This window comes from Pleurocapsa sp. PCC 7327, assembly GCF_000317025.1.
In the GTDB taxonomy this organism is placed as follows: domain Bacteria; phylum Cyanobacteriota; class Cyanobacteriia; order Cyanobacteriales; family Microcystaceae; genus Hydrococcus.
Genome location: NC_019689.1, coordinates 3123770 through 3150631, shown reverse-complemented (window position 1 = coordinate 3150631; position 26862 = coordinate 3123770). Strand labels below are relative to the sequence as shown.

The window sequence follows — 26862 nt, the reverse complement described above, 5'->3', positions numbered from 1 at the left end:
ATTGATTTCTAAACCGCCTTCGCTGCTAGGTTGCAAGGTGTTAAAGCTCCAGAAGTATTGGCGATCGCAGCGCAACAGGAGCGAATTCTCGTCAGGCTAATAGAAAAAATCAAGTTTATTATATAATCCGATCGCGATCGCCGAAAATTTCAGGCAAAATAAGGGAAGTTCAACCGATTAGGGAAAATCTGGTGAGAATCTTGGCTCATTTGGCGCATATCACTCGCAAATCATCTATCTACTTATCCATCGCGCTTTTTTTAGCTAGCTTAATCTTTTGTTTATTGCTAGGAAAACTAGCCGCCTCTCAATCGATCAATCCCGAACAGCTAGTACAACAAGGCGTTGAACTGTATCGAACGCAAGACTATCAAGGTGCGATCGCGCAGTGGGAAACTGCTTTAAGCAACTATCAAACCAACAACGATCGCATCAATACAGCAATCGTTCGAGAAAATCTGGCACGAGCTTACGGGCAAATCGGTCAAATTGATAAAGCGATCGCATATTGGGAGCAAGTTGTTGACAACTATCGCCAGTTAGGAGATTTCAAGCAAGTCGGACGAATGCTTGTCGAACAAGCTCAGGCATATATTCAGTTAGGACAAAATAGACGAGCGATCGCGCTTTTATGCGGTTCGGATTGGGAGAGCGACAAATGCCTTGAGGGAACTGCCTTACAAATTGCCCGTCAACAAAAAGATTCGCTCGGACAAGTCGCCGCATTAGGCAGTCTCGGAGAAGCTTATCGCCGCAGTGGAGAGTACGATCGCGCGATCTCAAAGCTAGAAAGTGCCTCTCAAATCGACCCTTCTATCTATACCTTCTCAGTTCTCAATAGTTTGGGCAATGCCTATGTCGCTAGAGCGCAGTCTTGGGATAGTCGCGCGAAATCTGCATCGGCGCAAGGACAAGAATTTCAGACAAAAGCCGAGGAATTCGAGCAACAAGCAAGCAAAGATTACCAAAAAGCCTGGCAATATTTCCAGTCGAGTCGGCAAAATGCGATCGCCAAAGGAGACAATGCCGCACAAATGCGATCGTTGCTCAATTTAATTCAGCTTGATTCTCGCTTCAATTCAAGCAAGCAAAATGACATCGAACAAGCGCTAGTTTTACTGGAGCGATTAACGGATTCTCCCGAAAAAGCGAATGCAGCAATGGTTTTAGCCAATCTAGCTGCCGATCCCGCACAGATTACCGCACCCTTAGCCCAATGTCCCATTCGACGACAACTGCCCGACGCACAAGCCGAAAGCTTGCTCAATAAAGCTTTGAATGTTGCTCGCACCATTCAAGATCCGCGTTCCGAATCTTTTGCATTAGGCGCTCTAGGACATTTTTACGAATGTCGCTCTGAATACGAATCAGCCTTAAAACTCACTCAAGAGGCACTCTTAGCCGCCGACCAAAATACTAGCAATAAAGATAGCACCTATTTATGGGAATGGCAGACGGGAAGAATTTTTAACGCACAGGGAAAACAAGCGGATGCGATCGCAGCTTATCAAAGAGCCTTTGCTATTTTAGAAAAAATTCGCAGTGATATTTTAGTAGCCGATCGCGATGTACAATTTGACTTTCGAGACGCGATCGAACCCATTTACCGTCAGCTAACGCAATTAAGATTAACTTCCACATTATCTCTCCCTCCCGAACAAAAAGAGCGAGAATTAACGCTTGCACTAGAAACGATTGATTCTCTTAGATTAGCAGAACTCCAAAATTACTTTGGCAATGATTGTAATTTAGCGATTCCTCAAACTGAATCAATTCAAACGCTGATTTCTCAAGATACTGCTGTTTTTAATTCAATTATTTTAGAAGATAGTGCCGCAGTTTTACTGAGTTTACCGAATGGCAAAAAGGAAATTCATTGGGTGGAAGAAAATGGGAAAAAGGTTGACCGGAAAACGCTTGAAATAGCCATTAAAGAGTTTCGCGATAGCTTAGTATTTGGAATCGAAGAATTTAGTTACGATACAACTCAAGCTCAGAAACTCTATAACTGGGCGATCGAACCTTTTGAAACCGCACTCAACTCAGCCAAGATCGAAACACTAATTTTTGTTCAAGATGGAATTTTCCGCACAATTCCCATGTCTGCTCTTTACGATGGCAAACAATTTTTAGTAGAAAAGTATGCGATTGCCACTACTCCAAGCCTGGGTTTAATCGCAGCTCGATCGTCAAACTCTCAAAACAATCGCGCCTTAATTTTAGGAGTGACAAAAGCGGCTAAAGTTGACGAGCAATCCTTCGATGCTTTAGCAAATGTTCCCAGAGAAATTAAAGAAATTCAAACTCAATTTCCCGATAACAAATTACTCCTCGACGAACAATTCAATCGCGAGAATTTAGAAAAAGAACTCAACCAATCTACTTATCAAATCGTTCATGTCGCTACCCACGCTCAATTTGGCTTCATTCCAGAAGATACATTTTTAGTAACGGGAAATAATAACAAAATCACCATTAACGAACTAGAAATTGCCCTTCGTCAACTCAAGGAAGGCGCTAAGTCTGTAGAACTACTTGCTCTGACTGCTTGCCAAACCGCGACGGGAGACGAACGGGCAGCCCTTGGTTTAGCAGGTGTTGCCGTGCAAACAGGTGTTAGAAGCGCTTTAGCCTCCTTGTGGTCAGTGTCCGACGACGCAACGCTAGCGTTAGTGACGGAGTTTTATCGGAGCTTGGTTAACTCAGGAGTCAGTAAAGCCGAAGCCTTGCGAACCGCTCAATTAAAACTGATTAAGACACAAGAAAGCGAGGAAATCACCGACCAATATAGCAGTCCGGCTTTTTGGGCACCGTTTATTTTAATTGGAGATTGGAGGTAACTAACGATCGCTTTGGGCAATCTGTTTTAATCGCGCTACTTGTTGCCGAATTTCTTCTAATTGAGTCGAATTTTCGCTAAATTGAGACTCTTCTACCCGTACGAGAGATAGAACGAGATTAGAACCTACCTGCCCTAATTTCCCATTTTGAGCCACTTCGAGAGCAAAAGCGATCGCGTCATACCAGGCACCTGCTTGAGCATATAAGTCGGCTTTTTGGGCACTATCTTCTGTTGTTGCCAGATTTTGTTTTAGGGATGAGGGCATTTCTATCACCCTCAATTCGGCTCTTTGTACGACACTTCCATCGGGACAGCGAACCGAAACTTGCCAAAGATATTTTTGACCCACCTTTAGCGTTAGTTGCTCAAGAGGTAATTTCATAATTCCTGGAACAATTTGTAATTCAATCGGATTGGCTAATTGTTTGAGTTGACCGTCAGCAGTAAACTCGGCGATTTTCAGCTTCACAGTGGAAGAGTATCTAGCATCTTGCCCGGCAGCATCGGAGATAAACCAAGCAAAAGTAGGATGAGTAGAAATTGTTTGCCCAACGTGGGTTTTTGGCGCAAGAATGGTGATGGACGGACAACCTCGGATTCCAGTAGATTTGGAATAGTCACTCGGAGGTTCCCGATTGGGAGGGGGCGTGTAACCTGCAATCGCGGCTGGCGCAATTATTGTTAATAATAAACTCAGGGTAAATAAAATTACTGCCTGAGAATAGTTAATTCTTTTGAGGAAAAATTTGAGGGGTTTGGCTATTAGTTTGGTCAATTCACTCATTGAGCTAACTCCATTAATAATAAAAATTAGTTTAGTTGTATAAGTTTTTAAGTTTTGTCTTTTCCCTTTTCCCTTTTGACTTTTGACTTACTGACTTGGAAAGTTAGTTTGCATAAAACCCCTTGGGGAGAAATCGATTGACGTTGAAATTTTCCTCCTAATTCTTGAGCTAGTTTTTGAGCATCTTTGGTTCCTTGGTTTTCCTTCTCCGATACGATTCCAACTCCATTATCTTGAATGCTTAAGATATACCAATCATCTTTTTGTATCCCGGTCACCTTAATTCGGGTAACGCCTTGAGCGTGTTTTCCGACATTACATAATGCTTCTTCCAAAAAGCGGCAAAGTTGGCGCTTTCGCTCGATAGTTAGGCGATTGCATTCGATGGGATTGAAGTCGGTAATAGAAATTTTAAGTGTTCTAAAGCAAGGAAAATCTCGTTTTTGAGTACTTCTAGTAACTTCATAAAAAAGTTCGTGAATCGGACGCTCTAGATCGAGTTTTAAACCGCTCTCTAAACGAATACTTTTTTCGGGACTTAAAGCTTCTTGTTTTAAATGCTCAAAAATTTCTCGAATTTCACTGTTAAGCTTTTGTACTTCGCCAAGTAATTGCTCCTGGGGTAAATCTTTGCTTTGAATAGAGCGAGAGAGATAAGCGAGTTGTTGGAGGGGACCATTATGAATATCGGTAAAAGCTTCGTCAATTGCATCTTGGCGTTGCCGAATCTGTAATCGCAAAGCGCGATCGTGTTGATAAAAAGCAAAGGCACTGAGTCCGACACCGTTGATAGCTAAGATTAGTAAAACAGGCGCGATCGCAAGCCACCAACCCAAAATTAAACTTACATAACCAATTCCTATCAAAAAAAGGCTAATAATCCCAATAGCCACTAAATTTTGTAGTGCCGATTGCGTTAGACGACCAATATAAATCGCCAGAATTCCCCATCCTGCTATCCACACATACTCCCACGCATCCGACCAAGTTTTTAACAAAGGTCTTCCATCTTTCACCGCACTGACAATCTGACTGAGAGCATGAGCTTGAAATTCGACTCCATAGATTTGTCCGTGTATTTTTGCGTCACGAGTTGCAGCAGTATTAACCAAGTCAGGAGCACTAGGAGCGGTAATACCAATCAGAACAATGCGATCTCTTATCCATTGGGGATTAAATTGTCCTGTTTTTATATCGTTTAGCGATAAAATGCGAAAGTTTTCTTTGCCATTGCGATAATTAAGTAGAATTTGCACTCCCCTTGCATCCGTCCCTACATATCCTCCGGTATCAGAGAAAAAGCGAGGAATTTCAGTTGTCCCGAAGCGCATGGCTTGAAGATCGCGAATGCCATTTTCTAAACTAACACCGTCGCGAGCTAAATAAGTTTCTGCCAAACGCAAAGATAGAGAAAACTTGTATCCTTGCGGCGTTGGCATTCCTAAAAGCGTGCGCCGATATTGTCCGTCAGAGTCGGGAATCGCATCGGAAAACCCAACTCGTTCGGACGGTAATTCTTTTGGTGGCTTAATTGGAGGCAGTAAAACTTTTTCAATGCCGATGAGATTTTTACTTTCCCTAAAGACTCGAACTAACTCATCGTGTCCTGGCTCTACAGGTATATCTCTAACATTATCCAAACCAATTACTCTGGGCTTGTATTTCTGCAAGGTTCTAATGAGAATAGCTATCTCTCGATCGCTTATGGGGTAGGTTCCTACGCGGTGAATATCTTCGTCATTAATTCCAACAAGAATAATTCGTTCGTCCATCGCTTCAGAAGGACGCAGACGCAGAAAAAGATCTAGCGTCGTCCATTCCAAAGATTGCAGCCAACCCATCAGACGAGCGATAATTACCAGTCCAAGAACTGTGATTCCTGGAATAGCTCCTCTAAGCCAGATGAAAATCTCTTGTTCAAATTGCTTCCATAAAGGTTGCAGCACTAGCTCTATCTCCAACTTAATCTTTTAATCTAGCAATCCTTTCTCTCTGGCTCGTTTTAGGGTCAGCACTCGAAGATTTTTATCGTCTTCAGGATAAACCTCCAGAACGTCTTGAACTTTAGTCCAGTAGTGACGCACCATTCGTTCGGACACATTCATTCGTTTGGCAATGGCTCTATCTTGCAATCCTTCTTCAAAAGCTAGCTTGAGAACCTCTAGCCATTCGGGTTTGATTTCTATGCCGATTTTTTTTAAATCTTTGGTATGGGTGATTCTTTGCAGTGCCCAGTTAACCCTCATTAACATTTCATGTTCGGAAATACTTTTATCGGCAATGGTAAAGCCTCCTTGATGGGCATCGATCTCGTGTTTCAATCTTACTAAGGCATTGACATAACTGCTTTGCACCGTGAGATTGAGGGTTGGATATTGCTTCATCAACTTTTGTAGGAGTTGAATGCCTGTATTGGTTTGAGCGGTCATCCCAAGGGTTTCTGGAATGGACAGATCCATGACTACTAAATCGGGTTGAAAGTTTTCTACCTGCTCTATGGCTTCTCGTGCGGTTTGAGCCGTTAGAATTTCTGCTTCTGGATACTGTTGCTTTAATACATTAAGGGTTCCATCCAAAATTAATTCGTGGTCGTCAATAACGAGAATTTTATGCTTTTGTGCGCTAAGAGAATCGTGACTCATCTCAACTTCCTCATACTTTTGCGATCGCCATACCAATAAATTATTATTCAGTTGCCATAATTCAAGCTTTCATTTTACTCAGTTGTGACAGATTTGCTCGGCTTGCCGTTGAACCGCGTCCATGTGATGGCATTATATTTCCTTTTTTTGATTATATTTGTTACCATTTTCCCTATCTCTATAGGTAATCCTTCATGTAAAACAAGCTCATTGAGAGATCGATCGCTATCTTGTATAAATTCATTGGTTTGGTGCAATAGTTCGTTGAGATAAGGCTCTGTCGTTTGGGCAGATGTCGTAAAAATCAAAGCTAAAGTGCTTTCCAAAGCAATAGTAGCGGCTAGGAAAAAGTGGCGAATCATGATGAATCTCTTCTCTATTTCAAAAAAATTAGCTGTGCTTTTAATTAATAACCTAAGAGAAATTATCCGGGAATTCATTAGTTTTCTCTGTCGAGTCAAATGGTGATAAGAGAAAGCTTTATTACCCGAACAAGAAATATCTATTGCAGAAAACTACACGTTCTTTATTCCCATTTTGGAAGAGGGCTTTTGCTAGTTCCAGAAGTTAAATCAGTCACTACAACTAATCGCTTTTAGGTAGATTGCCAAGGCGCGATCGCCAGCAATAACTAACTATCAGCAAAGTAAATAACTTTGTGTTAGAATTGCCTTCTCAAGTTTAGTCTTGTACTTAGAGGAGCAGGACTAAACGTTTGTGCCATTGCTTCTCCTATAACCAAAAAAGTTAGGATAGTAGTAGCAGAAATGACTGACGCTAGCCTAGAAATAGCGTTCAGAGCCATAGAGTCAAAGAGTAAAAATCCTCTCTGGAACTTACCAATAGCGATCCTATTGGGTCAATTTTTTGTGACAAATTTTATAATTTATAACTTGCATCATTTCGCATCATTTGTTTGTCAATGAAACAGCAGCAACATAAAATTCAATTACGTCAAGAACTGTTAAAAAAAAGGCGATCGCTGCCTCAAGACATTTGGCGAGAAAAAAGCGATCGCCTCTGCGAGAAGTTGCAAACACTATCGCTATTTATCGAAGCAAAAACCGTTCTTGCCTATTTCAGTTTTCGTCAAGAACCGGATCTCAGTCCCTTATTTACTGCTAACCGTCGCTGGGGATTTTCGCGCTGCGTTGAAAAGTCTTTAGTTTGGCATCGCTGGCGTCCCGGCGATCCCTTACAATCCGGAATTTACGGCATTGATGAACCCTTCCCCAATGCGCCGTCCCTACACCCTTCACAAGTCGATCTCATTCTCGTTCCTGCTGTCGCTTGTGACTACCAGGGCTATCGTTTAGGTTACGGAGGAGGGTTTTACGATCGCTTGCTCGCTTCTCCTCAGTGGTCGAAGATTCCTACGGTGGGAGTTATCTTTGATTTTGCACATTTACCTCAACTTCCTGTCGAACCTTGGGATAAAAGATTGCAAGCTGTCTGCACCGAAACAAGTACTTTTATTTACTAACTTTTGCAAAGTATTTGGGTATTTTTGCTTAAGCTTGTAAGCACATTTAGTTAAAAATTCTCAATTTTTAGTATTAAGTTTTATTGAATTAAAACTCTCTCTTGGCTAGCCTTGCTATTATAAAAGTCCAACTTCTAGTTGTTATTTATTTCTGTTACAAAAATTCGTACATTTTCAAAGATTGTCTTAAGGAATTATGAAACACTACTGCGATGGTTGGATTCAGGAATGGTGCGACAATAATGGCTGGACGGACTTGTTTATGGAACGTCGCAACTTTTATTGGGCGTTTCCTCCGGGTGCAGTAATTCCAGAACCAATTCCTACTAAAACTCTAAGAGCAATTAAAGCGGAAAAAGGATTGTGTCCTGAAGAAAAAGTGTGGATAATTTCTGCTACGGCGTTAGCACTCGTTGCTGCTGCGCTTAGCTATATTCTGCGGTGTCCCATGCCGATTGTCTTTGCTTTTGCCTTTGCGGCTATTACTGTCGCTCAACTGGAAGTTGAAGAGATTTAAATGAAAATAAAAGTGGTGCGTTATGCTACAGCATAATGAACCGCTTTAATAGCTTGGCTTATGTCGAGTCGAAACCGATCGATCACCAAGCGGGAAAAGCAATCAGAGAAATCCCGATTCCCAACGCTAATCCGACAAAGACTTGAAAGGGGGTATGTCCCAATAATTCTTTGAGCCGTTCCTCATTTAATTGGTGTCTGTCGTGAAAAAATTCATCAAGAATTTGATTGAGAATTCGCGCCTGTTTGCCCGCCGCCTGACGAACGCCTGCCGCATCGTACATAACAATTACTGCAAACAGACAAGCGATCGCGAATTCGGGCGACGACCACCCCGCTGTCAATCCCACGCCAGTTGCTAGCGACCCGACTAGGGCAGAATGAGCACTCGGCATTCCCCCCGTCGTCACCAAATATCGTAGGTTAACCTTCCCATTTCTGATTAATTCAATAAAAAATTTCAGTCCCTGAGCGATAAAACAAGCCAGAAGCGAAACTATTAATACCCGATTGCTCAAAATCGTTTCAAAATCGTACATGATAAATGGTTTTAGGCGGTTTAGTGTTTGCGGGTCACGATATAACTGGCGATCGCTCTTAAGGGTTCTGCTCCCTCTCCATAAGAAGCTAACTCAGCAATAGCCGCATCCACTAGCTGCTGGGCTTGTTTTCTCGATTCCTCTAGTCCCCATAGACTCGGATAGGTAGCTTTTTGAGCCTGTAAATCTTTTCCTGCCGTTTTCCCCAATTCTTCTTGCGTAGCCGTAATATCTAAAATATCGTCTACGATCTGAAAGGCTAAACCGATATCTTGCGCGTACTTAGACAACCGTTGGATCTCGTCATCTGATGCACCCGCTAGCATAGCTCCCGAAACTACTGACGTTTCTAACAAAGCTCCGGTTTTGTGGGTGTGAATAAACGTCAGAGTATCAACGGAAATGTCGGATTTGCCTTCCGATTCTAAATCTAGCACTTGACCGCCCACCAATCCGGCTGCGCCTACGGTACGACCCAGACGGGCAATGACATCTAGGATTCTCTGAGGGGGAACGTTTTGAGTCTGAGCGGCTACGTATTCAAAGGCGTAAGCTAACAAACCGTCGCCTGCTAAAATCGCAATATCTTCGCCAAAAACTTTGTGGTTGGTTAGCTTGCCCCGCCTGTAATCGTCATTGTCCATGGCTGGGAGGTCGTCGTGAATCAATGACATGGTATGAATCATTTCTAGGGCGCAGGCGGTCGGCATCGCCATTTCTGTTGTTCCGCCAGTCAGTTCGCAGGTTGCAAGGCAAAGAATTGGGCGCAAGCGCTTTCCCCCTGCCAATAGCGAATAACGCATCGCCTCGTAAATTTTTTCTGGCTTACCGATGGAGAGCGATCGCTCTAAAGCAGCTTCTACCAACTGTTTTTTTTCCTCTAGGTAGGAAGCCAGATCGAAATTTGACGATTGTTTCTCCTCTGCTACTATTTCATCTGTCGTGACCATGTTTAATTGCCTTGAACCTACCAACTTTTTTAATTATTACCCGATGTGACACTTTCAGATACATTTAGTCGAGCTAATTTCTTGAACTAAATTTAAAATAGTATTAAGGCTTTTTCGCCTCGTCAATCGTGCCAATCATGTAGAGGGATTTCTCTCGATAGTCAGAAAACTCGTCATTGAGAATGCGATCGCACCCTGCCAATGCTGCTTCGAGTTCCACAAATTTACCTGGCAGTCCGGTGAATTGCTCGGTAGAAAAGAACGGTTGGGTTAAAAACCTCTCCAGCCGCCTCGCTCGATAGACGATCTGGCAATCGCTCTGGGAAAGTTCTTCCAGCCCCAGCATGGCAATAATATCCTTGAGTTCCTCGTAGTTGGCTAAAGTTTGTCGCACCGCCCGAGCAATGCAGTAGTGCCGCTCGCCTACGATTTGGGGCATCAACATTTTTGAACTCGACTGGAGCAAATCTACGGCGGGATAGAAGCCCTCGCTAGCCCGTTTGCGAGACAGCACGATCGCCGCCGAGAGATGGGAAAAGGTATGGACAGCGGCGGGATCGGTGAAATCGTCGGCGGGGACGTAGACTGCCTGGATCGAGGTAATTGCTCCCATTCCCGTATTGCAGATGCGCTCTTCGAGTTCCGCTAACTCTGTAGCCAGAGTAGGTTGATAGCCCACGCGAGAAGGCAACTGTCCCATCAGTCCAGAAACCCCTGCCCCAGCTTGGATAAATCGGAAGATATTATCGATCGGCAGCAAAACATCTTGCCTGGCATCGTCCCGGAAGTACTCCGCGATCGTCAGGGCGGCGTGACCTACCCGAAATCGCGCTCCTGGCGGTTCGTTCATCTGCCCGAAGACCAAAACCGTATTGGGCAAGACTCCGGTTGCCTGTATTTCCTGATACAGTTCTTGGGCTTCCCGACATCGCTCGCCAATGCCGCAAAAGAGGCTGACTCCCCGATGCTGCTGCGCTATGTTGTGGATCGTCTCGGTAATCAACACAGTTTTGCCAACGCCAGCCCCGCCCAACAGCCCGGCTTTGCCGCCCCTCTCCAAGGGGGCGAGAACGTCGATCGCCTTGATCCCCGTTCGGAGGATCTCTGAAGTTGTCGCTCTTTGCATGAGAGATACGGGTCTGGCGTGCAGCGATCGCCACTCCCCTCCCTGCAAAGGTTCGCCGCCGTCGATCGCCTCTCCAAATACGTTCAACATTCTGCCGAGCAACCGCTCTCCCACCGGAACTTTGAGGGAATGTCCGCGATCGATTACCGGCGAACCGCGAGCTAATCCTGCCGTTGGCGTGAGGGCGATTCCCCTGACCATCTCGGCGTTGAGATGAGCGACAACTTCAATTTGCACTCTGCCATTCTCTCCTGCCGCCAACTGATGGCAAAGCTCTGGCATATGCTTGGGAAAATAGGCATCGATAACGCTCCCTCGTACTGAAACTACAGTACCTTGGTTCATCGTATCTACTGGGTCTTATGGGATGATTTTCAAAAAAGGTATTTGCCTAGGAAAATTATCTCAGTATTACACTAACTTAAAAATTGTTGCCAATAGTCTGAAGATAAACCATGGACAAGAGTTTATTCAGTTGAGTATCATTCAACCTCAAAAAATTTTAAGATTAGGTTAGACAAGGTTAGACAACAAATAAGTCTCTTTTCTTTATAGACAATCAATAATCAGTCTATGTAAATTAACGTTATTCAATACAAAAGAATAATCTGTAATGTTATGTTAGAAATGGTAGGGTAATCGGGATTACTACTCCGTAAAAAAAATCAACATCTAAAAGCATTCTAAAGATTTTGCCAAAATTTTTAGGAGTGCTGTAGCATATGAGCATTTGTCAATTCGTAAAAAAACGCTCTATTTTGTAAAAGAGTCATTATTCTTATTCAAAATTTGCAAATAAAAACGCAAATGGCTCTCGAACAATTTAACGATTTGAAGGATTATCGTTTAAGTCAGTAACAAAGGAGAAACTTAATATGACTGTAGCTGTCCCAAAAGAGCTTGAGACAGACGAAAACTCTGCCTTGCAATCTAAAAAGCCTAAAAAAATCGGCGTACCTAAAGAAATTTATCCTAACGAGTGCCGAGTTGCCGTTACACCCGATACAGCTAAGAAGCTCCAAAAGTTAGGTTTTGAAATTTTCATTGAGTCAGGTGCGGGAGTGGCTGCGAATTTCTCCGATGAAGCTTACACAGAAGCAGGGTGTCGGATTGTTCCCGATGCTCGAACGCTCTGGGCAGAATCAGATATTATTTTAAAGGTGCGCGCGCCCGAACCTCAAGAAGTCGAAATGTTTCCTGAAGGGGGAACCCTGATTAGTTTTATCTGGCCCGCCCAAAATCAAGAACTACTGCAAAAGCTAGCCGCTCGCCGAGCTACCGTATTAGCGATGGATGCAGTGCCGCGCATTAGCCGCGCTCAGAAAATGGATGCGCTCAGTTCGATGGCAAATATCGCTGGCTATCGGGCGGTAGTTGAGGCAGCCAATCACTTTGGGCGCTTCTTTACCGGACAGATTACGGCAGCCGGAAAAATGCCGCCAGCCAAAGTTTTAGTAATTGGTGCTGGCGTAGCCGGACTGGCTGCGATTGGAGCCGCTAAAGGATTGGGAGCGATCGTTCGCGCTTTCGATACTCGCCCCGAAGTGAAAGAGCAAGTCGAGAGCATGGGCGCAGAATTTTTGGAACTGGACTTTAAAGAAGAAGGAACGGGCGAAGGCGGTTACGCCAAGGTGATGAGCAAGGAATTCATCGAAGCCGAGATGGCGCTGTTTGCCCAGCAAGCGAAAGACGTAGACATTATCATTACTACGGCACTGATTCCAGGAAAACCCGCCCCGCGTCTGATTACCGAGGAAATGGTATCGAGCATGAAGGATGGTTCCGTCATTGTCGATATGGCGGCGGAACAGGGAGGAAACTGCGAAGTAACAAAGCCAGGAGAGGTTTATCGTTACAAAGGAGTAACCATTATTGGGTTAACAGATTTGCCCAGTCGCATGGCAACTCAGTCGAGTCAGCTTTATGGCACCAATCTTTGGCATCTACTTAAAGACATGGGCGGGGCAGAAGACTATAAGGTAGATTTTGAAGACGAAGTCGTTCGAGGTGCTTTAGTACTTCACGAAGGAAAAGTCACTTGGCCCCCACCGAAACCCAGTACTCCCTCTCCCCAAACCCAAGCAACCTCTCAATCCCAAGCAACTACTTCAACGGTAGCCGCAAAAGAAACTCAAAAAAAGGGAATTAGCGGCTTGCTCTGGATTGTACTGGCAGGTTTAGCGCTATTTGGAGTTGGAGCTATTGCGCCGCCATCGTTCCTGTCGCACTTCACGGTATTCGTCCTCGCTTGCTTCATCGGTTGGCAGGTGATTTGGAGTGTAACGCCAGCGCTGCATACGCCTTTGATGAGCGTGACGAATGCGATTAGCGGCATCATCATTATAGGCGGCATGCTTCAGATTTCGGGTTCTCTGAATTCGCCAACCACGATCTTGGGCGCGATCGCGGTTTTGGTAGGAACCATTAACGTTGCTGGTGGCTTCCTCGTTACCCAACGGATGCTGAGGATGTTTAGCAAATAAGAGATTGGTTAGTGGTTAGCGGGAAGCAAATAACCGATCGCTAATCACCAACAACTAATAACTAACAAAAAAGGAAATTATGTCAAATAGCTTAACAACAGTTGCGTATATTGCGGCAAGTGCTTTATTTATTCTGAGTCTGGGGGGATTATCGCATCAGGAAACGGCGCGTAAAGGTAATATTTACGGCATTATCGGGATGCTAATTGCCTTTGTCGCGACCGCGTTGAGTCCCCAGGTAACAGGATACGGGCTTTTAGTTTCTGTAATCCTGCCGGGTGCCATTATCGGCGCGATCGTGGCTTCTCGCGTTGCCATGACCTCAATGCCAGAATTGGTGGCAATGCTCCACAGTTTTGTCGGTTTGGCAGCCGTGCTGGTGGGGGTAGCTAATTATCTCAGCCCCGATCCTTCTTTAGTCGGGACAGAAGAAACCATTCACCAAATTGAAATCTATGTCGGAGTCTTCATCGGAGCAGTCACCTTTACAGGATCGATAGTTGCTTTCGGGAAACTGCGAGCTATTATTAGCAGCAAACCATTGATGCTGCCAGCACGCCACTTGCTCAATCTGGGCATGTTAGTCGCTTCCTTGTGGCTGGGATTTCAATTTATGGGCGCAGAGTTTCCCAACGGACTGCAACCCTTATTAATCATGACGGGAATTGCTTGCGTCCTAGGAATACATCTGGTAGCAGCTATTGGCGGTGCGGATATGCCAGTCGTGATTTCCATGCTCAACAGTTATTCCGGTTGGGCAGCAGCGGCAGCAGGATTTATGCTATCTAACGACCTGCTCATCATCACAGGGGCGCTAGTCGGCAGTAGCGGCGCGATTTTGAGTTATATTATGTGTCGTGCTATGAATCGCTCCTTTATTAGCGTGATTCTGGGCGGTTTTGGCGAAGGGGCAGGCAAAACCGCTGCGACAGGAGAACAAAAACCTGCGGGTAAAGTCAATTCGACGACGGTTGAAGAAACTGCCGAACTGTTACGCAATGCCAAGAGCGTTATTATTACCCCCGGTTATGGCATGGCAGTTGCCCAAGCACAGCACGCCGTATCGGAGATTACTAAGATTTTACGCGATCGCGGCGTTAACGTCCGCTTTGGCATCCATCCTGTAGCGGGACGACTTCCCGGACATATGAACGTACTGCTAGCGGAGGCAAAAGTGCCTTACGATATCGTTCTAGAAATGGACGAGATCAACGAGGACTTTCCCAAAACAGATGTGGTGCTGGTGATTGGGGCTAACGATACCGTAAACCCCAGCGCCCTGGAAGATCCAAACAGTCCCATTGCCGGGATGCCCGTGCTAGAAGTTTGGAAAGCTGCTCATGTAGTTGTCATGAAGCGCAGTATGGCAAGTGGTTATGCAGGAGTCGAGAATCCCTTATTCTACAGAGAGAATACACAAATGCTCTTTGGCGATGCAAAGAAGAATGTAGATGCCCTCCTAGTTCACTTGCGCGAGGGCGCAGGCGTTACCCCAGAAAAAGTGTTAGTGGCAACGTGAGTTCGATGATAGTGTTTTAAAGCGATCGAGGGAAGGGGAAGGAAAAAAGATCCATAATCGATATAATCTATAAACGTCTCTCCCTTCCCTTTTCCCCGTCAATTGAAAATTGAGCGAAATTCAATCATCTCATCTCATACCCGAACAAATTAGGATCGACTTGTTGCAAATTTAAATCCGCTAATCCATATTCTGTCCAACGGCGATCGACCATTGCCGCCACATCGGGATCGGACTCTAAAACTGCGCCCCATTCGTGTTCGGTTTCGGGAGGGATTTTAGTTGTCGCATCGATGCCCATTCTGCCGCCCAAACCGATCTTTTGACTAGCAAAATCTAAACTATCAAATGGCGTTTCTGGCAGAATAAAAACATCTCTTGACGGGTCAACTTTAGAACTAATTGCCCAAACAACTTGACGCGGATCGCGGATATTAATATCTTTATCTACAACAATAACAAACTTGGTATAGGTAAATTGGGGTAAAGCGCTCCAAAATGCCAATGCCGCCCGTTTTGCTTGTCCTGGATAGGCTTTGTCGATGGAGATAATCGCTGCTTTGTAACTGAGTGCCTCCATTGGTAAGAAAAAGTCAGTAATTTCTGAAACTTGTTGGCGCAAAATCGGCGTATAGATTCGGTTGAGGGCAATAGCCATCATTGCCTCTTCTTTGGGAGGACGACCGCTAAAGGTGGTCAGATAAATTGGGTCTTGGCGATGGGTCATGCAGTGGAAACGAATCAGAGGCGAATCTTCCACGCCGCCATAATATCCCATGTGATCGCCAAAGGGCCCGTCGGGCAAGACTTCTCCTGGCGTAATCGTTCCTTCTAAGACAATTTCTGAGTTTGAGGGCACTTCTAAATCGACAGTTTTGCATTTGGCCAACTGCACGCCCGAACCGCCGTATAACCCAGCAAATAGCCATTCTGAGAGATCTACCGGAATGGGGGTAGCGGCTGCCATAATGATGAGAGGATCGACGCCGAGAGCGATCGCAACTTCTAGCTTTTTCCCTCTCTCCGCCGCTTTGCGTAGATGTCTTGCCCCGCCGCGTACCGACAACCAATGAACGGTCATGGTAGTTTTCGACTGGAGTTGTAAGCGATATATGCCTACATTGGGCGTTCCCGTCTCGCAATCTTTGGTGATGACCAATCCCAACGTAATAATCTTGCCAGCATCGCCGGGATAGGGACGAATGAGGGGAATTTTGTTGAGATCTAAATTATCTCCTTCGACTATCACTTGCTGGCAAGGCGGGAAAAAACTTTTTCCCGGTTTTGCCTTGAGGACATCGAAGAGAACTTTCCCAAAATCGACCGCCTGAGACAACTTTTTCGGAGGTTTGGGTTGTTGCAGCATTGCCAGTTTCTTTCCCAGTACCTCTAACTCTTCGGGATGCTGCATGTTCATTGCCCAGCAAGTTCTCTCTACCGTTCCCATCAAGTTAATGACAACGGGAAAGGATGCGCCTTTGACATTTTCAAACAGTAGGGCAGGACCTCCTGCTTGTAGCATTCGGTTAGAAATCTCGGCAATTTCGAGATCGGGATCGACCAGGGCGCTAATGCGTCGCAGTTGTCCCTTTTCTTCCAATAGTTTGATGAATCCCCGCAAGTCTCTTGCCATAATTGAAATAGTTAAAGCGCTCAAATTGGTCTACTTATACCAAGTTAGTAGAAATTAGATAGAGGTGCTCGTTCATGTTTTTAGTCACTGGGGCAACGGGATCGCTAGGTCGTCGCATCGTCAGGCAACTCAGAGAACAAGAAACTCCCGTGCGAGCATTTGTACGGCTGTTTTCTCGTTACGAAGAATTAGAACATCGAGGGGCAGAAATTTTTATCGGCGATTTGCGACAAGATCGAGATATTGAGAAGGCTTGTCAGGGAGTCGAATATATTATTAGCGCCCACGGTTCCAATGGCGATCCGCAGGCACTAGACTATCGAGCCAATATAGCATTAATCGACCAAGCAAAAGCCAACAATGTTAAGCATTTCGTCTTTATATCCGTTTTGGGGGTAGATAGAGGATATGAAGATGCGCCCGTCTTCAAGGCAAAGCGAGAAGTCGAAAAATATCTCGTCGCTAGCGGGTTAAATTATACGATTTTACGTCCCTCTGGATTTGCGAATAACCTGCTTCCTTTGGCAGAACGATTTCGCGAGACTGGGATTTATTTACTCATCGGCGATCCCAAAAATCGTTCGTCGATTATTAGTACAGACGATCTTGCTAAAATTGCGATCGCATCGGTTAGCGTTGAAGGAGCAAGAAATCAGATTTTGCCTGTCGGCGGACCCGACGTTCTCAAACGAGAAGATATTCCCCGAATTTTTTCCCGCCTATTTAACAAGGAACCAATTGTTATTAATGCTCCCCTATTTATATTCGATGGTTTGCGGTCTGCAATAGGATTATTCAGTCCTCAAACCCAACGTTCCCTCGGTACGCTGCGGACGCTGTTGGCAAACGAATTTTTCTGCACCCCTCAAGAAATTGCTCATCTTGAGTCCATTTACAATATCAAATTGGAGTCGCTAGAAAGCTTCCTGCGCCGTTATTTGGGAGGTTAATTATTTTCACGTGAATACTCCCATCACTTCTGCGGGAGCAGCAAGTGATGGCTTTCTACCAACTCCAGCTACTGCTTTGGATACTCGATAGGCTTTATTGATGGGTATTCCCATCGCCAAGTGTCTTATATTTGCCGCTGCATTGGGATCGCAAAAGAGGGTGCGCTTAAGTTGAACTATTAACAACAATCAAAAGCTGACTCGATATAATCGTGTAAAATCATCTGATATTCTGCCAAGATAATCGGTTGTCCTAGAACGATAGCGCGATCGCGCTTATCTGTCAGATTATTCGAGCAAATCTGACTTTTATGATAGCTAACCAAAGCCACGTCAAAGCGACAAGAAAACTCGGCTAAATCTGGATGTTCGGCTAGAAATAGTGCGGCTGCATGACAAAGTTTTGCCTGTTTGTGGGCAGTAATCGCTAAAATTCCCTCACTATCCCAGTTTCCTCGACCGCGAGTTTTGATCTCAACAAAGGCTAGCGCATTGGAGGATTTAGCTTGGGCAATTACGTCAACTTCTCCCCAACGGGTATACCAGCGATGATGTAGCGTTATCCAACCCCGTGACTCCAACCATTGCGACACTAATCGTTCTCCCAGTCTGCCGATTTTATGATTCGATTGGCGATCGCGGGTCATAAACGAGAGGCAATTCTTGATAGGATGACAGATATCTAGCCTAAAACAAACCCTTTTAAGTTTACTGTTTTTCAAGAAAACTTTCTCTATATGTTAACCGCGATGGCGAACCGCACCCAGAATCAACGAACTTCCATTCTTACTGCGATCGCGCGCACATTACCGATCTTATTAATCGCGATCGCATTGGTTTTCAACCCAATTGCCGCACCTGCTTGGGCGATCGATTATGGCAAACGAAATTTAGTCGAAAATGACTTTTCCGGTCAAGATTTGACCGATTCTATTTTCGATCACGCCAATCTGCGAGGGAGCAACTTTAGTAACGCAAAATTGCAAGGTGTCCGTTTCTTCGCCGCTAATTTGGAATCAGCCAATTTCGAGGGCGCGGATCTCACTGGTGCCGATTTAGAATCGGCGAGATTAGTTCGCGCCAACTTCACCAATGCTATATTAGTCGGCGCTTTTGCTACTAATACGCTGTTTAATGGAGCGATTATCGACGGGGCGGACTTTACCGATGTTTTGTTGCGCCCCGATACCGAGAAAAAATTATGCGAAATCGCAAGGGGAACCAATCCAGTAACGGGACGAAACACCCGCGATACTTTAAATTGCTTTTAAAACTTTCTAGTATTTACTAACTCCTGACTTTTGCTTTGAGCGCTCGATGTCCTTCAATCTACTTCAGGAAATCGAAAAGCGGCGGGGTGAGAACTATCGCCTTCACCGCAAGTATCTCAATGCTCAGTTAGTTCGCGTTCTCAATACGATTGGCTACGATCGCTTTTACGAACGGGGCGAAGGTGCCTATCTCATCGATGGCGAGGGCGATCGCTATCTAGATTTTCTCTCTGGTTTTGGGGTATTTGCCCTCGGACGCAACCATCCCGTCGTCAAAAAGGCTTTAGCCGATGTCTTGGACGCCGATCTTCCCGCGTTAGTTCAATTCGACTGCGCCTTATTGCCGGGAATGTTGGCTGAAGCGCTGTTGGCAAAGGCTCCTAAGTCGCTCGATCGCTGTTTTTTTGCCAACAGCGGCACGGAAGCGATCGAAGCTGCTATCAAGTTTGCTCGCTATGCGACGGGGCGATCGCGCATTCTTTATTGCGAGCATGCCTTCCATGGCTTAACCTATGGTTCTTTGTCGCTCAACGGCGCTAAAGAATTTCGCCAGGGGTTTGAACCGCTGTTACCCGACTGCGAGAGCATCCCGTTTGGAGATATCGACGCACTGGCTAGAGCAATTGCGACTGGAGATGTGGCTGCGTTCTTCTTCGAGCCAATTCAAGGAAAAGGGGTTAATCTGCCAATCGATAACTATTTTACCGAAGCACAACGGCTGTGTCGCCAGTACGGCACCTTGATGGTAGCGGATGAAGTACAGACGGGATTGGGACGAACTGGCAAGTTTTTTGCTTTTGAACACTGGGGGATCGAACCGGACATGATTGCGATCGCCAAGGCGCTATCGGGCGGTTACGTTCCTGTGGGTGCGGTTCTCTGTCGGGGCATGATTTTTGAGCGGGTGTTTCACCGCATGGATCGAGCCTTAGTTCACGGTTCTACTTTCGGCAAAAATCCCCTGGCAATGGCAGCGGGACTGGCAACGCTTCACGTTTTAGAAGCGGAAAATTTAATTGAACATGCAGCGCGGATGGGCGAGGCTTTTACGAAGGCATTGCAACCGTTGACTGAAAAGTATGAATGCTTTTATGAGGTACGAGGCAAGGGATTGATGCTCGGTTTGGAATTCCGCGCGCCGAGATCGCTCAAACTCAAGCTAGGCTGGACGATGCTAGAAACGGCACAGAAAGGACTCTTCAGCCAGCTCGTTACCGTTCCTCTCTTTCAACGCCATCGGATTCTCACGCAAGTGGCAGGACATAATATGAATGTCATAAAACTCCTTCCGCCGCTGATTATTACCGAGAAAGAGGTGAGTGCTTTTGTTAACGCCTTTGAAGATGTTTTGGCAGACTGCCATCGCTATCCCGGTACGATTTGGGATTTTAGCAGTACTTTAGTGAAACAGGCGCTTAAAAGAGCCTAAATTTATTTCATTGCCTCCAATAATGCCATGAGAGCGCTATTTTCTTTTTGATTAATGCTGCGATCGAGCCAAACAATGCTAACTGCTATGGGCAGCGCGATCGCAGCTAGATCGGGTTCCAATCCTTTGAGTAACTGGTCTGGGGATTGAGGAACTTTGAGAGCCGATTTAATGCCTGCAAGTATTGACTTATCTAAATTTAGACGCTCTAGCTGCGGGGAGATCTCGTCCCAGTTACTCGGCTGTTCTGTGCCAGCTTGGATTAAGTAAGCGAGTAACCGAGCTAACTTATTTTGCTGGGATAGACTCATGCGATCGTAGGTATCTGAGGAGAATTCATCGGTTTGAGGACTTTGTTCTAGATGCTGAAGAATTTTCTGCCAATCGCTCGCGTCGCAGGATTCGGGCTTGCTGACGCTCAGACAAACGTGAATTTTGTCAGATTGAGGAGCCAGATGAGTCACACAAGCCCGAACGCCCAGATAGCTAAGCCAGCGGGAAACGGTTTCCAGTAAAGTCTCACGAGTTTTCTGAGAATTAGCCAGTAAGCGAATTTGAGTTTGTACCAGAGGGCGAACGATTTGTGAAAGCATAAACTAGAGCCTTAGAAAACCTCCTCATCAACACCATTATTTTGGCACTTGGGATATATTTTGTTACTTTAGCTCTAAGCCAAGAAATTTATTTCTTGGTGGGATGAAAAGCTGGTGCAAGATCTAAGTTTGCGCACTGACTCTGGCGATCGCCTTCTCCAGCATTTCTATCGCGCGATCGACCTCTGCTTCGGAAACAATTAATGGCGGAACAAATCTCAAAACTTTCGGTCCGGCTGGTGCTATTAACAAGCCTTCTTCTATAGCTGCATTGACGATATCCATTGAGGTTAATGGGATATCTGCATTGATTTCCATTCCATCGATCGCTCCCCAGCCGCGCACTTCTGTAAAGAGATTAGGAAATTTGTCTGCAATTGTAGACAAACTCGATCGCAATTGTTCTCCCCGCACTTGTACGTTTTGCAGAAGATTATCTTTCTCTATCGTCTGCAACACGGTTAGTGCCGCAGCACAGGCGAAGGGATTGCCCCCAAAAGTGCTAGCGTGGTTTCCCGGTTCAAAGACATCGCAGAATTTCTTGCACATCATTGCCCCGATAGGAATACCGCCTGCAAGTCCTTTGGCGCTAGTAAAGATATCCGGTTCGACTCCCAGATTTTCATAGCCCCATAGTTTCCCCGTGCGTCCTACCCCAACTTGGACTTCATCGAACACTAAAAGGATATTATTTTCATCGCAAATTTTCCGCAGACGCACGAAATAATCGAGATCGCCGGGACGAACGCCGCCTTCTCCCTGCAAAGGTTCGAGCATGATAGCAGCAACCCGACGGTTACCCTCATCGAGATCGGTAATGGCATTTTCGATCGCTTCGAGATCGTTGTAGGGAACGTATTCAAAGCCGGGAACTAGCGGCTCGAAATCCTTTTGATATTTCGGCTGTCCGGTGGCGGTAATCGTGGCTAGGGTACGTCCGTGAAAGCTGGCTTGGGCGGTTAAAATGACGGGCTGTTCCAGGAAATCTAAAACCGTATGGGCATACTTGCGTACCAGTTTGATAGCTGCTTCATTCGCCTCAGCCCCAGAGTTGCAGAAAAATACGCGATCGGCACAGGAATGTTCTACAATCCACTTGGCGAGTTCTCCTTGTTCTGGAATGTAGAAAAGATTAGAAACATGGTGCAGCTTTTGAATTTGCTTGGTTACTGTTTCAACCAAAGCCGGGTGAGCGTGCCCTAACGTACAGGTAGCGATTCCAGCAACGAAGTCTAGATACTCGCGTCCTTGTGTATCCCACAAGCGACATCCCTCTCCTCGTGCTATGGCGATGGGAAAACGAGCATAGGTGTTCATGACATAGGTATCGAATTCCTCTTGATTGAAATCCGATTCGGGGATAGCTGAGGGATTTTTAAGCAAGGCTTCTGGACTCACGGCTGACTCCTGACGAACGTTAAGGTCTATGGGCAATTTTAATCAGAGTGCGGGAAAAAATTCGTTTCGATCGCATTTAAACAATATTTCATCTTAACTGACTAAATAGTATCCACAAACAAACATTTTGATTGAGGTATAACGACATTGGCTGCACTCGACCCTAAATATCGGAGACTGCGACAAGAACTTATCGGTGGTGTCGTTGCCTTAGGGATCGTTTTTCTCATCGGTACCCTCTGGTATCGGTTTGTAGAACAATGGACGTGGTTAGATGCCGCTTACATGACCATGAGTACGCTGGCGACTGTGGGATTTGGTGAAATCAATCCTTTGGGAGAACGGGGTCGTCTCTTTACGATGGTTTTAATTGTGATGGGGTTGATTACCATTGGTTATATCGTCAATCGGTTTACCGAGGCTCTCATTCAAGGATATTTTCAAGCAGGCATTCGACGGAGGCAGGAGAAACGCTTGATAGAAACGTTAGTAGAACACTATATTGTTTGCGGATTCGGACGCACGGGTCGTCAGGTGGCGCTAGAGTTTCAAGCAGAAGGCATTCCTTTTGTATTGGTCGATTCCGATCCCGAACAAATCGAAAAAGCCAAAGGGTTGGGTTATCGGGTTATCCTCGGAGATGCGACCTTAGATGAGTCGCTTTTAGCGGCTAAAATTGACACAGCAGCCTGTATCGTCGCTGCCCTGACTTCCGATGCCGAGAATCTTTACACGGTTCTCTCTGCCAAAACTCTCAACCCCAGAATTCGCGCGATCGCACGCGCCAGTACCGAAGAGGCCGTCCAAAAACTTCAAAGGGCGGGCGCAGACGCAGTCGTTTCCCCTTATATTACCGGAGGCAGACGCTTGGCAGCCGCGGCCCTCAGACCACAAGTGATGGATTTTGTCGATGGCATTCTTACAGGGACGAATAGTGCTTTTTATATGGAAGAATTTCTCATCGATCCCAAGACGTGCCCTTGCGTGGGGCAAACGTTGAGCGAAGCACGACTGCGATCGCAATCTGGAGCGTTGGTTTTGGCGGTTCGTCGCGCTGACGGGACGCTCATCGGCGGACCGACAGGCGATACCGTTCTCATGGCAGGAGATTTACTCATCTGCATGGGCACGCCAGAACAGTTACGCAGCCTGACGCAAATTTTGCTGCCCATTCGTTCTTCTTCTCCCCTGCGATTGCCCAAAAAGCAATAACCTATAAAAAATTAAGACTTTATGGGCAACTCGAATATCATCGAAGTCTACGTTCGCTATTTACGCCTCAAGTTAGAAGCTCAACAAGAGAACCGTGTCATTCAAACTGTCCGAGGAGTCGGATACGTCTTGCGCGAGTAGGATTAGATAATAGTTATGAAAGGATTGAGGAACTTAGGATAGAGCAGATGGAAGTCATTCCCGCGATCGATTTATTAGATGGAAAATGCGTGCGCTTGTATCAGGGCGATTATACGCGATCGCAAGTTTTTAATGAAAATCCTGTCGAAGTGGCGAGACAATGGGTTGAAGAGGGAGCCACGCGCTTGCACGTCGTCGATTTAGATGGCGCCAAACAAGGCAAACCCGCTAATTTAAAAGCAGTTGAAGCGATTGTCAAAGCCGTGTCCTTGCCCGTACAAGTAGGCGGAGGGTTGCGCGATCGCGATAGCGCCAGTCAGCTACTCGCTTTAGGAGTCGATCGCGTTATTCTAGGCACCGTCGCGGTAGAAAATCCTCAGCTGGTCGCCCAACTTTGCGGGGAATTTCCTCAGAAAATCGTTGTCGGAATTGATGCTCGCAATGGCAAGGTTGCGACGCGGGGTTGGTTGGAAACGTCAGAAGTCGATGCTACCGAACTCGCAAGACGAATGGCACAACAAGGGGTCGCGGCGATTATTTATACCGATATTCACCGAGATGGAACGTTAACGGGCCCCAATAAAGTCGCCCTTAGAGAATTGGCAGAAGCCGTCGATATACCCATTATTGCCTCTGGCGGAGTCAGTTCTTTGACTGATTTACTGAGTTTATTATCTCTCGAACCAGTAGGCGTAACTGGCGTTATTGTCGGTCGCGCCCTTTATACTGGAGATGTCAAGCTTTCTGAAGCCGTCCGCGCCGTCGGTTCGGGACGATGGCAAGATATCCCGCCCGATTTTGGGTCTTCGACGTTGGCGTAGTATTAGAAATGTAACAGCTTACCTTCCCACGCCGCGACTGCCCCTCGCAATTGAGGCGATAACCAATCGTAATACTGGGGATAAATGGGCAAGCGCAGCACTAATTGCCATCCGACTGGTTCTAAAATTTCTCTAAGTCTTTGCAGGTGAGGATGGGGGTAATCGGGATTGACTTCATCTTTAGGACCAATTCCGCCCAAATCTCTCGCGCCAGCTTCTAGGCAGTCCAACAAAACGCTAGCGTCTGGGATTAGGTTGGGAGGAATTTGTATGGTAATGGTCTGGGGAAGAATATCTCTCGCTTTGGCAATGAGGTCTGGTAAGTGATGAGAATTGAAAGCTGATGCGGTAAAACTCTGGCGATCGCCGGGGCTGTAAGGTTGTAGGATAACTTCTTGTATATGACCCCATTGGCGATAAATTTGGGCAATGGTTTCTAGGGTTTCGATGCGATCGCCTTCCCTTTCTCCTATTCCCAATAATAAACCCGTCGTAAAAGGAATTTTTAATTTCCCTGCCCATTCTAATTGTTGCAATCTCAGTTCGGGAACCTTGCTGGGAGCGTGAAGATGCACGGTTTCCAACAGGTTTGGCGTTAGCTGCTCCAGCATTAGTCCCATGGATACATTGACCTGCTTGAGCTGTTGCATCTCCTGAAAACTGAGAGGTCCCGCATTAGTATGAGGAAGAAATCCTCCCGACAAAGCTAGCTGACAGATGTCGTAGATTCTTTGAAACCAAGCATCTCTTCGAGAAGAATCGGGATGCACTTCGCCACTGAGAACGAGAATCTCGCAAATTCCTTGTGAGAGGAGATACTCTAGCTTCCGTTCAACCTCTGCGAGTGTCAACCAAGCACTTCGACCGGGATCGGCACGAAAATTACAGTAGGTGCAGCGATTGAAGCATTCGTAAGTAGGAACGATCGTGTAGGCAGCGCTGTAGGTAACAATCCGAGATAAAAACATATGATAAGCTTAGTTTATAGTTTACATAAGCACATTTTTGCTTAAATTACTTTACAAAACTTATTCATTCTCTTAACATTATGAATAATCATTCATCAAGAACCTTGAAAAAGGAATAGGAATCATAGGCAAATGACAACAACCTTACAGCAGCGCGAAAGCGCTTCTTTGTGGGAGCAGTTTTGCCAGTGGGTCACCAGCACCAACAACCGCATCTACATCGGTTGGTTCGGCGTCATCATGATCCCAACCCTGCTAACTGCAACCACGTGCTTCATCATCGCCTTCATCGCCGCTCCCCCGGTAGACATCGATGGCATCCGCGAACCCGTAGCTGGTTCTCTGCTCTATGGCAACAACATCATCTCCGGTGCGGTGGTGCCTTCTTCGAACGCCATCGGCTTGCACTTCTATCCGATTTGGGAAGCCGCCTCTCTCGACGAATGGCTCTACAACGGCGGACCCTACCAGCTAACGATCTTCCACTTCCTGTTGGGAGTATTCTGCTACATGGGTCGTCAGTGGGAGTTGAGCTACCGCTTGGGCATGCGTCCTTGGATCTGCGTAGCCTACAGCGCGCCAGTATCGGCAGCGACGGCAGTCTTCCTGATCTACCCCATCGGACAAGGTTCCTTCTCCGACGGCATGCCTTTAGGAATCTCTGGCACCTTCAACTTCATGTTCGTCTTCCAAGCCGAGCACAACATCCTAATGCACCCCTTCCACATGTTGGGAGTGGCTGGTGTCTTCGGCGGTTCTCTGTTCTCTGCCATGCACGGCAGCTTGGTCACTTCTAGCTTAGTCCGCGAGACCACCGAAACCGAGTCTCAGAACTACGGCTACAAGTTCGGACAAGAAGAAGAAACCTACAACATCGTAGCAGCTCACGGCTACTTCGGACGCTTGATCTTCCAATATGCGTCATTCAACAACAGCCGCGCCCTACACTTCTTCTTAGGTGCTTGGCCAGTGATTGGCATCTGGTTCACCGCGATGGGCATTTCCACCATGGCGTTTAACCTCAACGGTTTCAACTTCAACCAGTCGATCTTAGATTCTCAAGGTCGGGTTATCAACACCTGGGCTGATGTGCTCAACCGCGCTAACTTAGGATTTGAGGTGATGCACGAGCGCAACGCGCACAACTTCCCCTTAGACTTAGCTAGCGGCGAGATGGCTCCTGTAGCTCTGAGTGCTCCTGCTATCAATGGCTAAGGCTCTGAGTCTAGTTAATTGACACAAAAGGCGTCTCCTGGAGGAGGCGCTTTTTTTGGTTATATTTTTGAATTGGAAAGAGGGCAACTTTTCAATGCAATAACTTGGTATTGGTTCGTTTCCTAGACGACAAGCTCTGCGATCGCAGCCGATTCGGATCTTCTGCCCAAAAGACTTTTCCTAATGCAATCGATCGCCCTTTGTCTGGTTTTTAATTGAGACTAAAGTATTTGCGATCGCTATCTACTAACGCCCCATTAAATAAATGTCCAATGTTAAAGCAACTAGAACTGGCTCGGACATTAAGCTATGTAAAGTTAAATTGATTGCGAATTGGTATGGTTGAG

The 26862-nt window shown here is 46.0% G+C and carries 24 protein-coding genes and 1 pseudogene; 12 read left to right on the top strand and 13 right to left on the bottom strand.

Annotated features, from left to right (window positions below; all coding sequences use genetic code 11):
* Nucleotides 1-191: 191 nt before the first annotated feature.
* Nucleotides 192-2840, top strand: a complete 2649-nt coding sequence (locus tag PLE7327_RS14130; RefSeq protein WP_015144488.1) for a CHAT domain-containing protein — start codon at nt 192-194, stop codon at nt 2838-2840.
* Here PLE7327_RS14130 and PLE7327_RS14125 read toward each other — a convergent pair whose 3' ends face one another.
* From PLE7327_RS14125 to PLE7327_RS14110, 4 genes are all read right to left on the bottom strand, one after another.
* Entirely contained in the window at nt 2841-3626 is a 786-nt protein-coding gene (locus PLE7327_RS14125) for a DUF928 domain-containing protein (RefSeq protein WP_015144487.1), read from the bottom strand.
* A gap of 47 nt (nt 3627-3673) precedes the next feature.
* Nucleotides 3674-5572 carry a CHASE2 domain-containing protein gene (locus PLE7327_RS14120; RefSeq protein ID WP_015144486.1) on the bottom strand — a complete coding sequence of 633 codons (1899 nt, stop codon included), beginning with the start codon at nt 5570-5572 and terminating at the stop codon, nt 3674-3676.
* 24 nt (nt 5573-5596) lie between these two features.
* Entirely contained in the window at nt 5597-6268 is a 672-nt protein-coding gene (locus PLE7327_RS14115; RefSeq protein ID WP_015144485.1) for a response regulator transcription factor, read from the bottom strand.
* Nucleotides 6269-6342: 74 nt separating this feature from the next.
* A complete protein-coding gene (locus PLE7327_RS14110) occupies nt 6343-6708 on the bottom strand; it encodes a hypothetical protein (protein WP_041392158.1) in 366 nt (121 codons plus the stop codon).
* Between the two features lie 482 nt (nt 6709-7190).
* Here PLE7327_RS14110 and PLE7327_RS14105 point away from each other — a divergent pair, with 482 nt between their 5' ends.
* Both PLE7327_RS14105 and PLE7327_RS14100 read left to right on the top strand, forming a co-directional pair.
* Nucleotides 7191-7751, top strand: a complete 561-nt coding sequence (locus PLE7327_RS14105; RefSeq protein WP_015144483.1) for a 5-formyltetrahydrofolate cyclo-ligase — start codon at nt 7191-7193, stop codon at nt 7749-7751.
* A gap of 196 nt (nt 7752-7947) precedes the next feature.
* Nucleotides 7948-8268, top strand: coding sequence for a hypothetical protein (locus PLE7327_RS14100; RefSeq protein WP_015144482.1), 321 nt, complete (start codon nt 7948-7950; stop codon nt 8266-8268).
* A gap of 82 nt (nt 8269-8350) precedes the next feature.
* Here PLE7327_RS14100 and PLE7327_RS14095 read toward each other — a convergent pair whose 3' ends face one another.
* The 3 genes from PLE7327_RS14095 to atpD form a co-directional block, all read right to left on the bottom strand.
* A complete protein-coding gene (locus PLE7327_RS14095; protein WP_015144481.1) occupies nt 8351-8806 on the bottom strand; it encodes a divergent PAP2 family protein in 456 nt (151 codons plus the stop codon).
* Between the two features lie 20 nt (nt 8807-8826).
* Nucleotides 8827-9756, bottom strand: a complete 930-nt coding sequence (gene crtE / locus PLE7327_RS14090) for a geranylgeranyl diphosphate synthase CrtE (RefSeq protein WP_015144480.1) — start codon at nt 9754-9756, stop codon at nt 8827-8829.
* Between the two features lie 103 nt (nt 9757-9859).
* Nucleotides 9860-11227 carry a F0F1 ATP synthase subunit beta gene (gene atpD, locus PLE7327_RS14085; RefSeq protein ID WP_015144479.1) on the bottom strand — a complete coding sequence of 456 codons (1368 nt, stop codon included), beginning with the start codon at nt 11225-11227 and terminating at the stop codon, nt 9860-9862.
* Between the two features lie 530 nt (nt 11228-11757).
* Here atpD and pntA point away from each other — a divergent pair.
* Nucleotides 11758-13365 (top strand): Re/Si-specific NAD(P)(+) transhydrogenase subunit alpha, encoded by a 1608-nt coding sequence (gene pntA / locus PLE7327_RS14080; RefSeq protein ID WP_015144477.1) that lies wholly within the window; start codon nt 11758-11760, stop codon nt 13363-13365.
* 79 nt (nt 13366-13444) lie between these two features.
* Entirely contained in the window at nt 13445-14884 is a 1440-nt protein-coding gene (pntB, locus tag PLE7327_RS14075; protein ID WP_015144476.1) for a Re/Si-specific NAD(P)(+) transhydrogenase subunit beta, read from the top strand.
* 124 nt (nt 14885-15008) lie between these two features.
* Here pntB and PLE7327_RS14070 read toward each other — a convergent pair whose 3' ends face one another.
* A complete protein-coding gene (locus PLE7327_RS14070) occupies nt 15009-16517 on the bottom strand; it encodes a UbiD family decarboxylase (protein WP_015144475.1) in 1509 nt (502 codons plus the stop codon).
* A gap of 74 nt (nt 16518-16591) precedes the next feature.
* Here PLE7327_RS14070 and PLE7327_RS14065 point away from each other — a divergent pair, with 74 nt between their 5' ends.
* Complete coding sequence (locus PLE7327_RS14065) at nt 16592-17467, top strand: SDR family oxidoreductase (protein ID WP_015144474.1); 876 nt, start codon at nt 16592-16594, stop codon at nt 17465-17467.
* 6 nt (nt 17468-17473) lie between these two features.
* Here PLE7327_RS14065 and PLE7327_RS24435 read toward each other — a convergent pair whose 3' ends face one another.
* On the bottom strand, nt 17474-17653 hold the full coding sequence (locus PLE7327_RS24435) for a hypothetical protein (protein WP_144266128.1): 180 nt from the start codon (nt 17651-17653) through the stop codon (nt 17474-17476).
* Nucleotides 17647-18114 (bottom strand): YraN family protein, encoded by a 468-nt coding sequence (locus PLE7327_RS14060; RefSeq protein ID WP_015144473.1) that lies wholly within the window; start codon nt 18112-18114, stop codon nt 17647-17649. The genes PLE7327_RS24435 and PLE7327_RS14060 overlap by 7 nt, the downstream gene beginning before the upstream one ends.
* Before the next feature lie 102 nt (nt 18115-18216).
* Here PLE7327_RS14060 and PLE7327_RS14055 point away from each other — a divergent pair, with 102 nt between their 5' ends.
* Both PLE7327_RS14055 and PLE7327_RS14050 read left to right on the top strand, forming a co-directional pair.
* On the top strand, nt 18217-18738 hold the full coding sequence (locus PLE7327_RS14055; RefSeq protein ID WP_041393331.1) for a pentapeptide repeat-containing protein: 522 nt from the start codon (nt 18217-18219) through the stop codon (nt 18736-18738).
* Nucleotides 18739-18784: 46 nt separating this feature from the next.
* Nucleotides 18785-20167, top strand: a complete 1383-nt coding sequence (locus tag PLE7327_RS14050) for an aspartate aminotransferase family protein (protein WP_015144471.1) — start codon at nt 18785-18787, stop codon at nt 20165-20167.
* A gap of 2 nt (nt 20168-20169) precedes the next feature.
* Here PLE7327_RS14050 and PLE7327_RS14045 read toward each other — a convergent pair whose 3' ends face one another.
* Both PLE7327_RS14045 and PLE7327_RS14040 read right to left on the bottom strand, forming a co-directional pair.
* Entirely contained in the window at nt 20170-20760 is a 591-nt protein-coding gene (locus tag PLE7327_RS14045) for a hypothetical protein (RefSeq protein WP_015144470.1), read from the bottom strand.
* Between the two features lie 123 nt (nt 20761-20883).
* Nucleotides 20884-22143 carry an aspartate aminotransferase family protein gene (locus tag PLE7327_RS14040; RefSeq protein ID WP_371265301.1) on the bottom strand — a complete coding sequence of 420 codons (1260 nt, stop codon included), beginning with the start codon at nt 22141-22143 and terminating at the stop codon, nt 20884-20886.
* A gap of 162 nt (nt 22144-22305) precedes the next feature.
* Here PLE7327_RS14040 and PLE7327_RS14035 point away from each other — a divergent pair, with 162 nt between their 5' ends.
* The 3 genes and pseudogenes from PLE7327_RS14035 (at nt 22306) to hisA (ending at nt 24332) form a co-directional block, all read left to right on the top strand.
* On the top strand, nt 22306-23370 hold the full coding sequence (locus tag PLE7327_RS14035) for a TrkA family potassium uptake protein (protein ID WP_015144468.1): 1065 nt from the start codon (nt 22306-22308) through the stop codon (nt 23368-23370).
* A gap of 15 nt (nt 23371-23385) precedes the next feature.
* Nucleotides 23386-23511: pseudogene (locus PLE7327_RS23530) on the top strand (winged helix-turn-helix domain-containing protein); the annotation flags it as partial.
* 47 nt (nt 23512-23558) lie between these two features.
* Complete coding sequence (gene hisA, locus PLE7327_RS14030) at nt 23559-24332, top strand: 1-(5-phosphoribosyl)-5-[(5-phosphoribosylamino)methylideneamino]imidazole-4-carboxamide isomerase (protein ID WP_015144467.1); 774 nt, start codon at nt 23559-23561, stop codon at nt 24330-24332.
* Between the two features lie 2 nt (nt 24333-24334).
* Here the strand turns inward: hisA and cofG are convergent, their stop codons facing one another.
* Complete coding sequence (gene cofG, locus PLE7327_RS14025) at nt 24335-25300, bottom strand: 7,8-didemethyl-8-hydroxy-5-deazariboflavin synthase subunit CofG (RefSeq protein WP_015144466.1); 966 nt, start codon at nt 25298-25300, stop codon at nt 24335-24337.
* A 132-nt stretch (nt 25301-25432) separates the two neighbouring features.
* Here cofG and psbA point away from each other — a divergent pair, with 132 nt between their 5' ends.
* A complete protein-coding gene (psbA, locus tag PLE7327_RS14020) occupies nt 25433-26515 on the top strand; it encodes a photosystem II q(b) protein (protein WP_015144465.1) in 1083 nt (360 codons plus the stop codon).
* Nucleotides 26516-26862: the final 347 nt, after the last annotated feature.

Coding starts and splice junctions, on each gene's coding strand:
- atpD (WP_015144479.1), bottom strand. CDS start 11,227: ATGAACCAAGGTACTGTAGTTTCAGTACGAGGGAGCGTTATCGATGCC.
- pntB (WP_015144476.1), top strand. CDS start 13,445: ATGTCAAATAGCTTAACAACAGTTGCGTATATTGCGGCAAGTGCTTTA.
- PLE7327_RS14100 (WP_015144482.1), top strand. CDS start 7,948: ATGAAACACTACTGCGATGGTTGGATTCAGGAATGGTGCGACAATAAT.
- PLE7327_RS14110 (WP_041392158.1), bottom strand. CDS start 6,708: ATGAATTCCCGGATAATTTCTCTTAGGTTATTAATTAAAAGCACAGCT.
- PLE7327_RS14125 (WP_015144487.1), bottom strand. CDS start 3,626: ATGAGTGAATTGACCAAACTAATAGCCAAACCCCTCAAATTTTTCCTC.
- psbA (WP_015144465.1), top strand. CDS start 25,433: ATGACAACAACCTTACAGCAGCGCGAAAGCGCTTCTTTGTGGGAGCAG.
- PLE7327_RS14105 (WP_015144483.1), top strand. CDS start 7,191: ATGAAACAGCAGCAACATAAAATTCAATTACGTCAAGAACTGTTAAAA.
- PLE7327_RS14095 (WP_015144481.1), bottom strand. CDS start 8,806: ATGTACGATTTTGAAACGATTTTGAGCAATCGGGTATTAATAGTTTCG.
- PLE7327_RS14115 (WP_015144485.1), bottom strand. CDS start 6,268: ATGAGTCACGATTCTCTTAGCGCACAAAAGCATAAAATTCTCGTTATT.
- PLE7327_RS14055 (WP_041393331.1), top strand. CDS start 18,217: ATGGCGAACCGCACCCAGAATCAACGAACTTCCATTCTTACTGCGATC.
- pntA (WP_015144477.1), top strand. CDS start 11,758: ATGACTGTAGCTGTCCCAAAAGAGCTTGAGACAGACGAAAACTCTGCC.
- hisA (WP_015144467.1), top strand. CDS start 23,559: ATGGAAGTCATTCCCGCGATCGATTTATTAGATGGAAAATGCGTGCGC.
- PLE7327_RS14045 (WP_015144470.1), bottom strand. CDS start 20,760: ATGCTTTCACAAATCGTTCGCCCTCTGGTACAAACTCAAATTCGCTTA.
- cofG (WP_015144466.1), bottom strand. CDS start 25,300: ATGTTTTTATCTCGGATTGTTACCTACAGCGCTGCCTACACGATCGTT.
- crtE (WP_015144480.1), bottom strand. CDS start 9,756: ATGGTCACGACAGATGAAATAGTAGCAGAGGAGAAACAATCGTCAAAT.
- PLE7327_RS14070 (WP_015144475.1), bottom strand. CDS start 16,517: ATGGCAAGAGACTTGCGGGGATTCATCAAACTATTGGAAGAAAAGGGA.
- PLE7327_RS14065 (WP_015144474.1), top strand. CDS start 16,592: ATGTTTTTAGTCACTGGGGCAACGGGATCGCTAGGTCGTCGCATCGTC.
- PLE7327_RS14050 (WP_015144471.1), top strand. CDS start 18,785: ATGTCCTTCAATCTACTTCAGGAAATCGAAAAGCGGCGGGGTGAGAAC.
- PLE7327_RS14060 (WP_015144473.1), bottom strand. CDS start 18,114: ATGACCCGCGATCGCCAATCGAATCATAAAATCGGCAGACTGGGAGAA.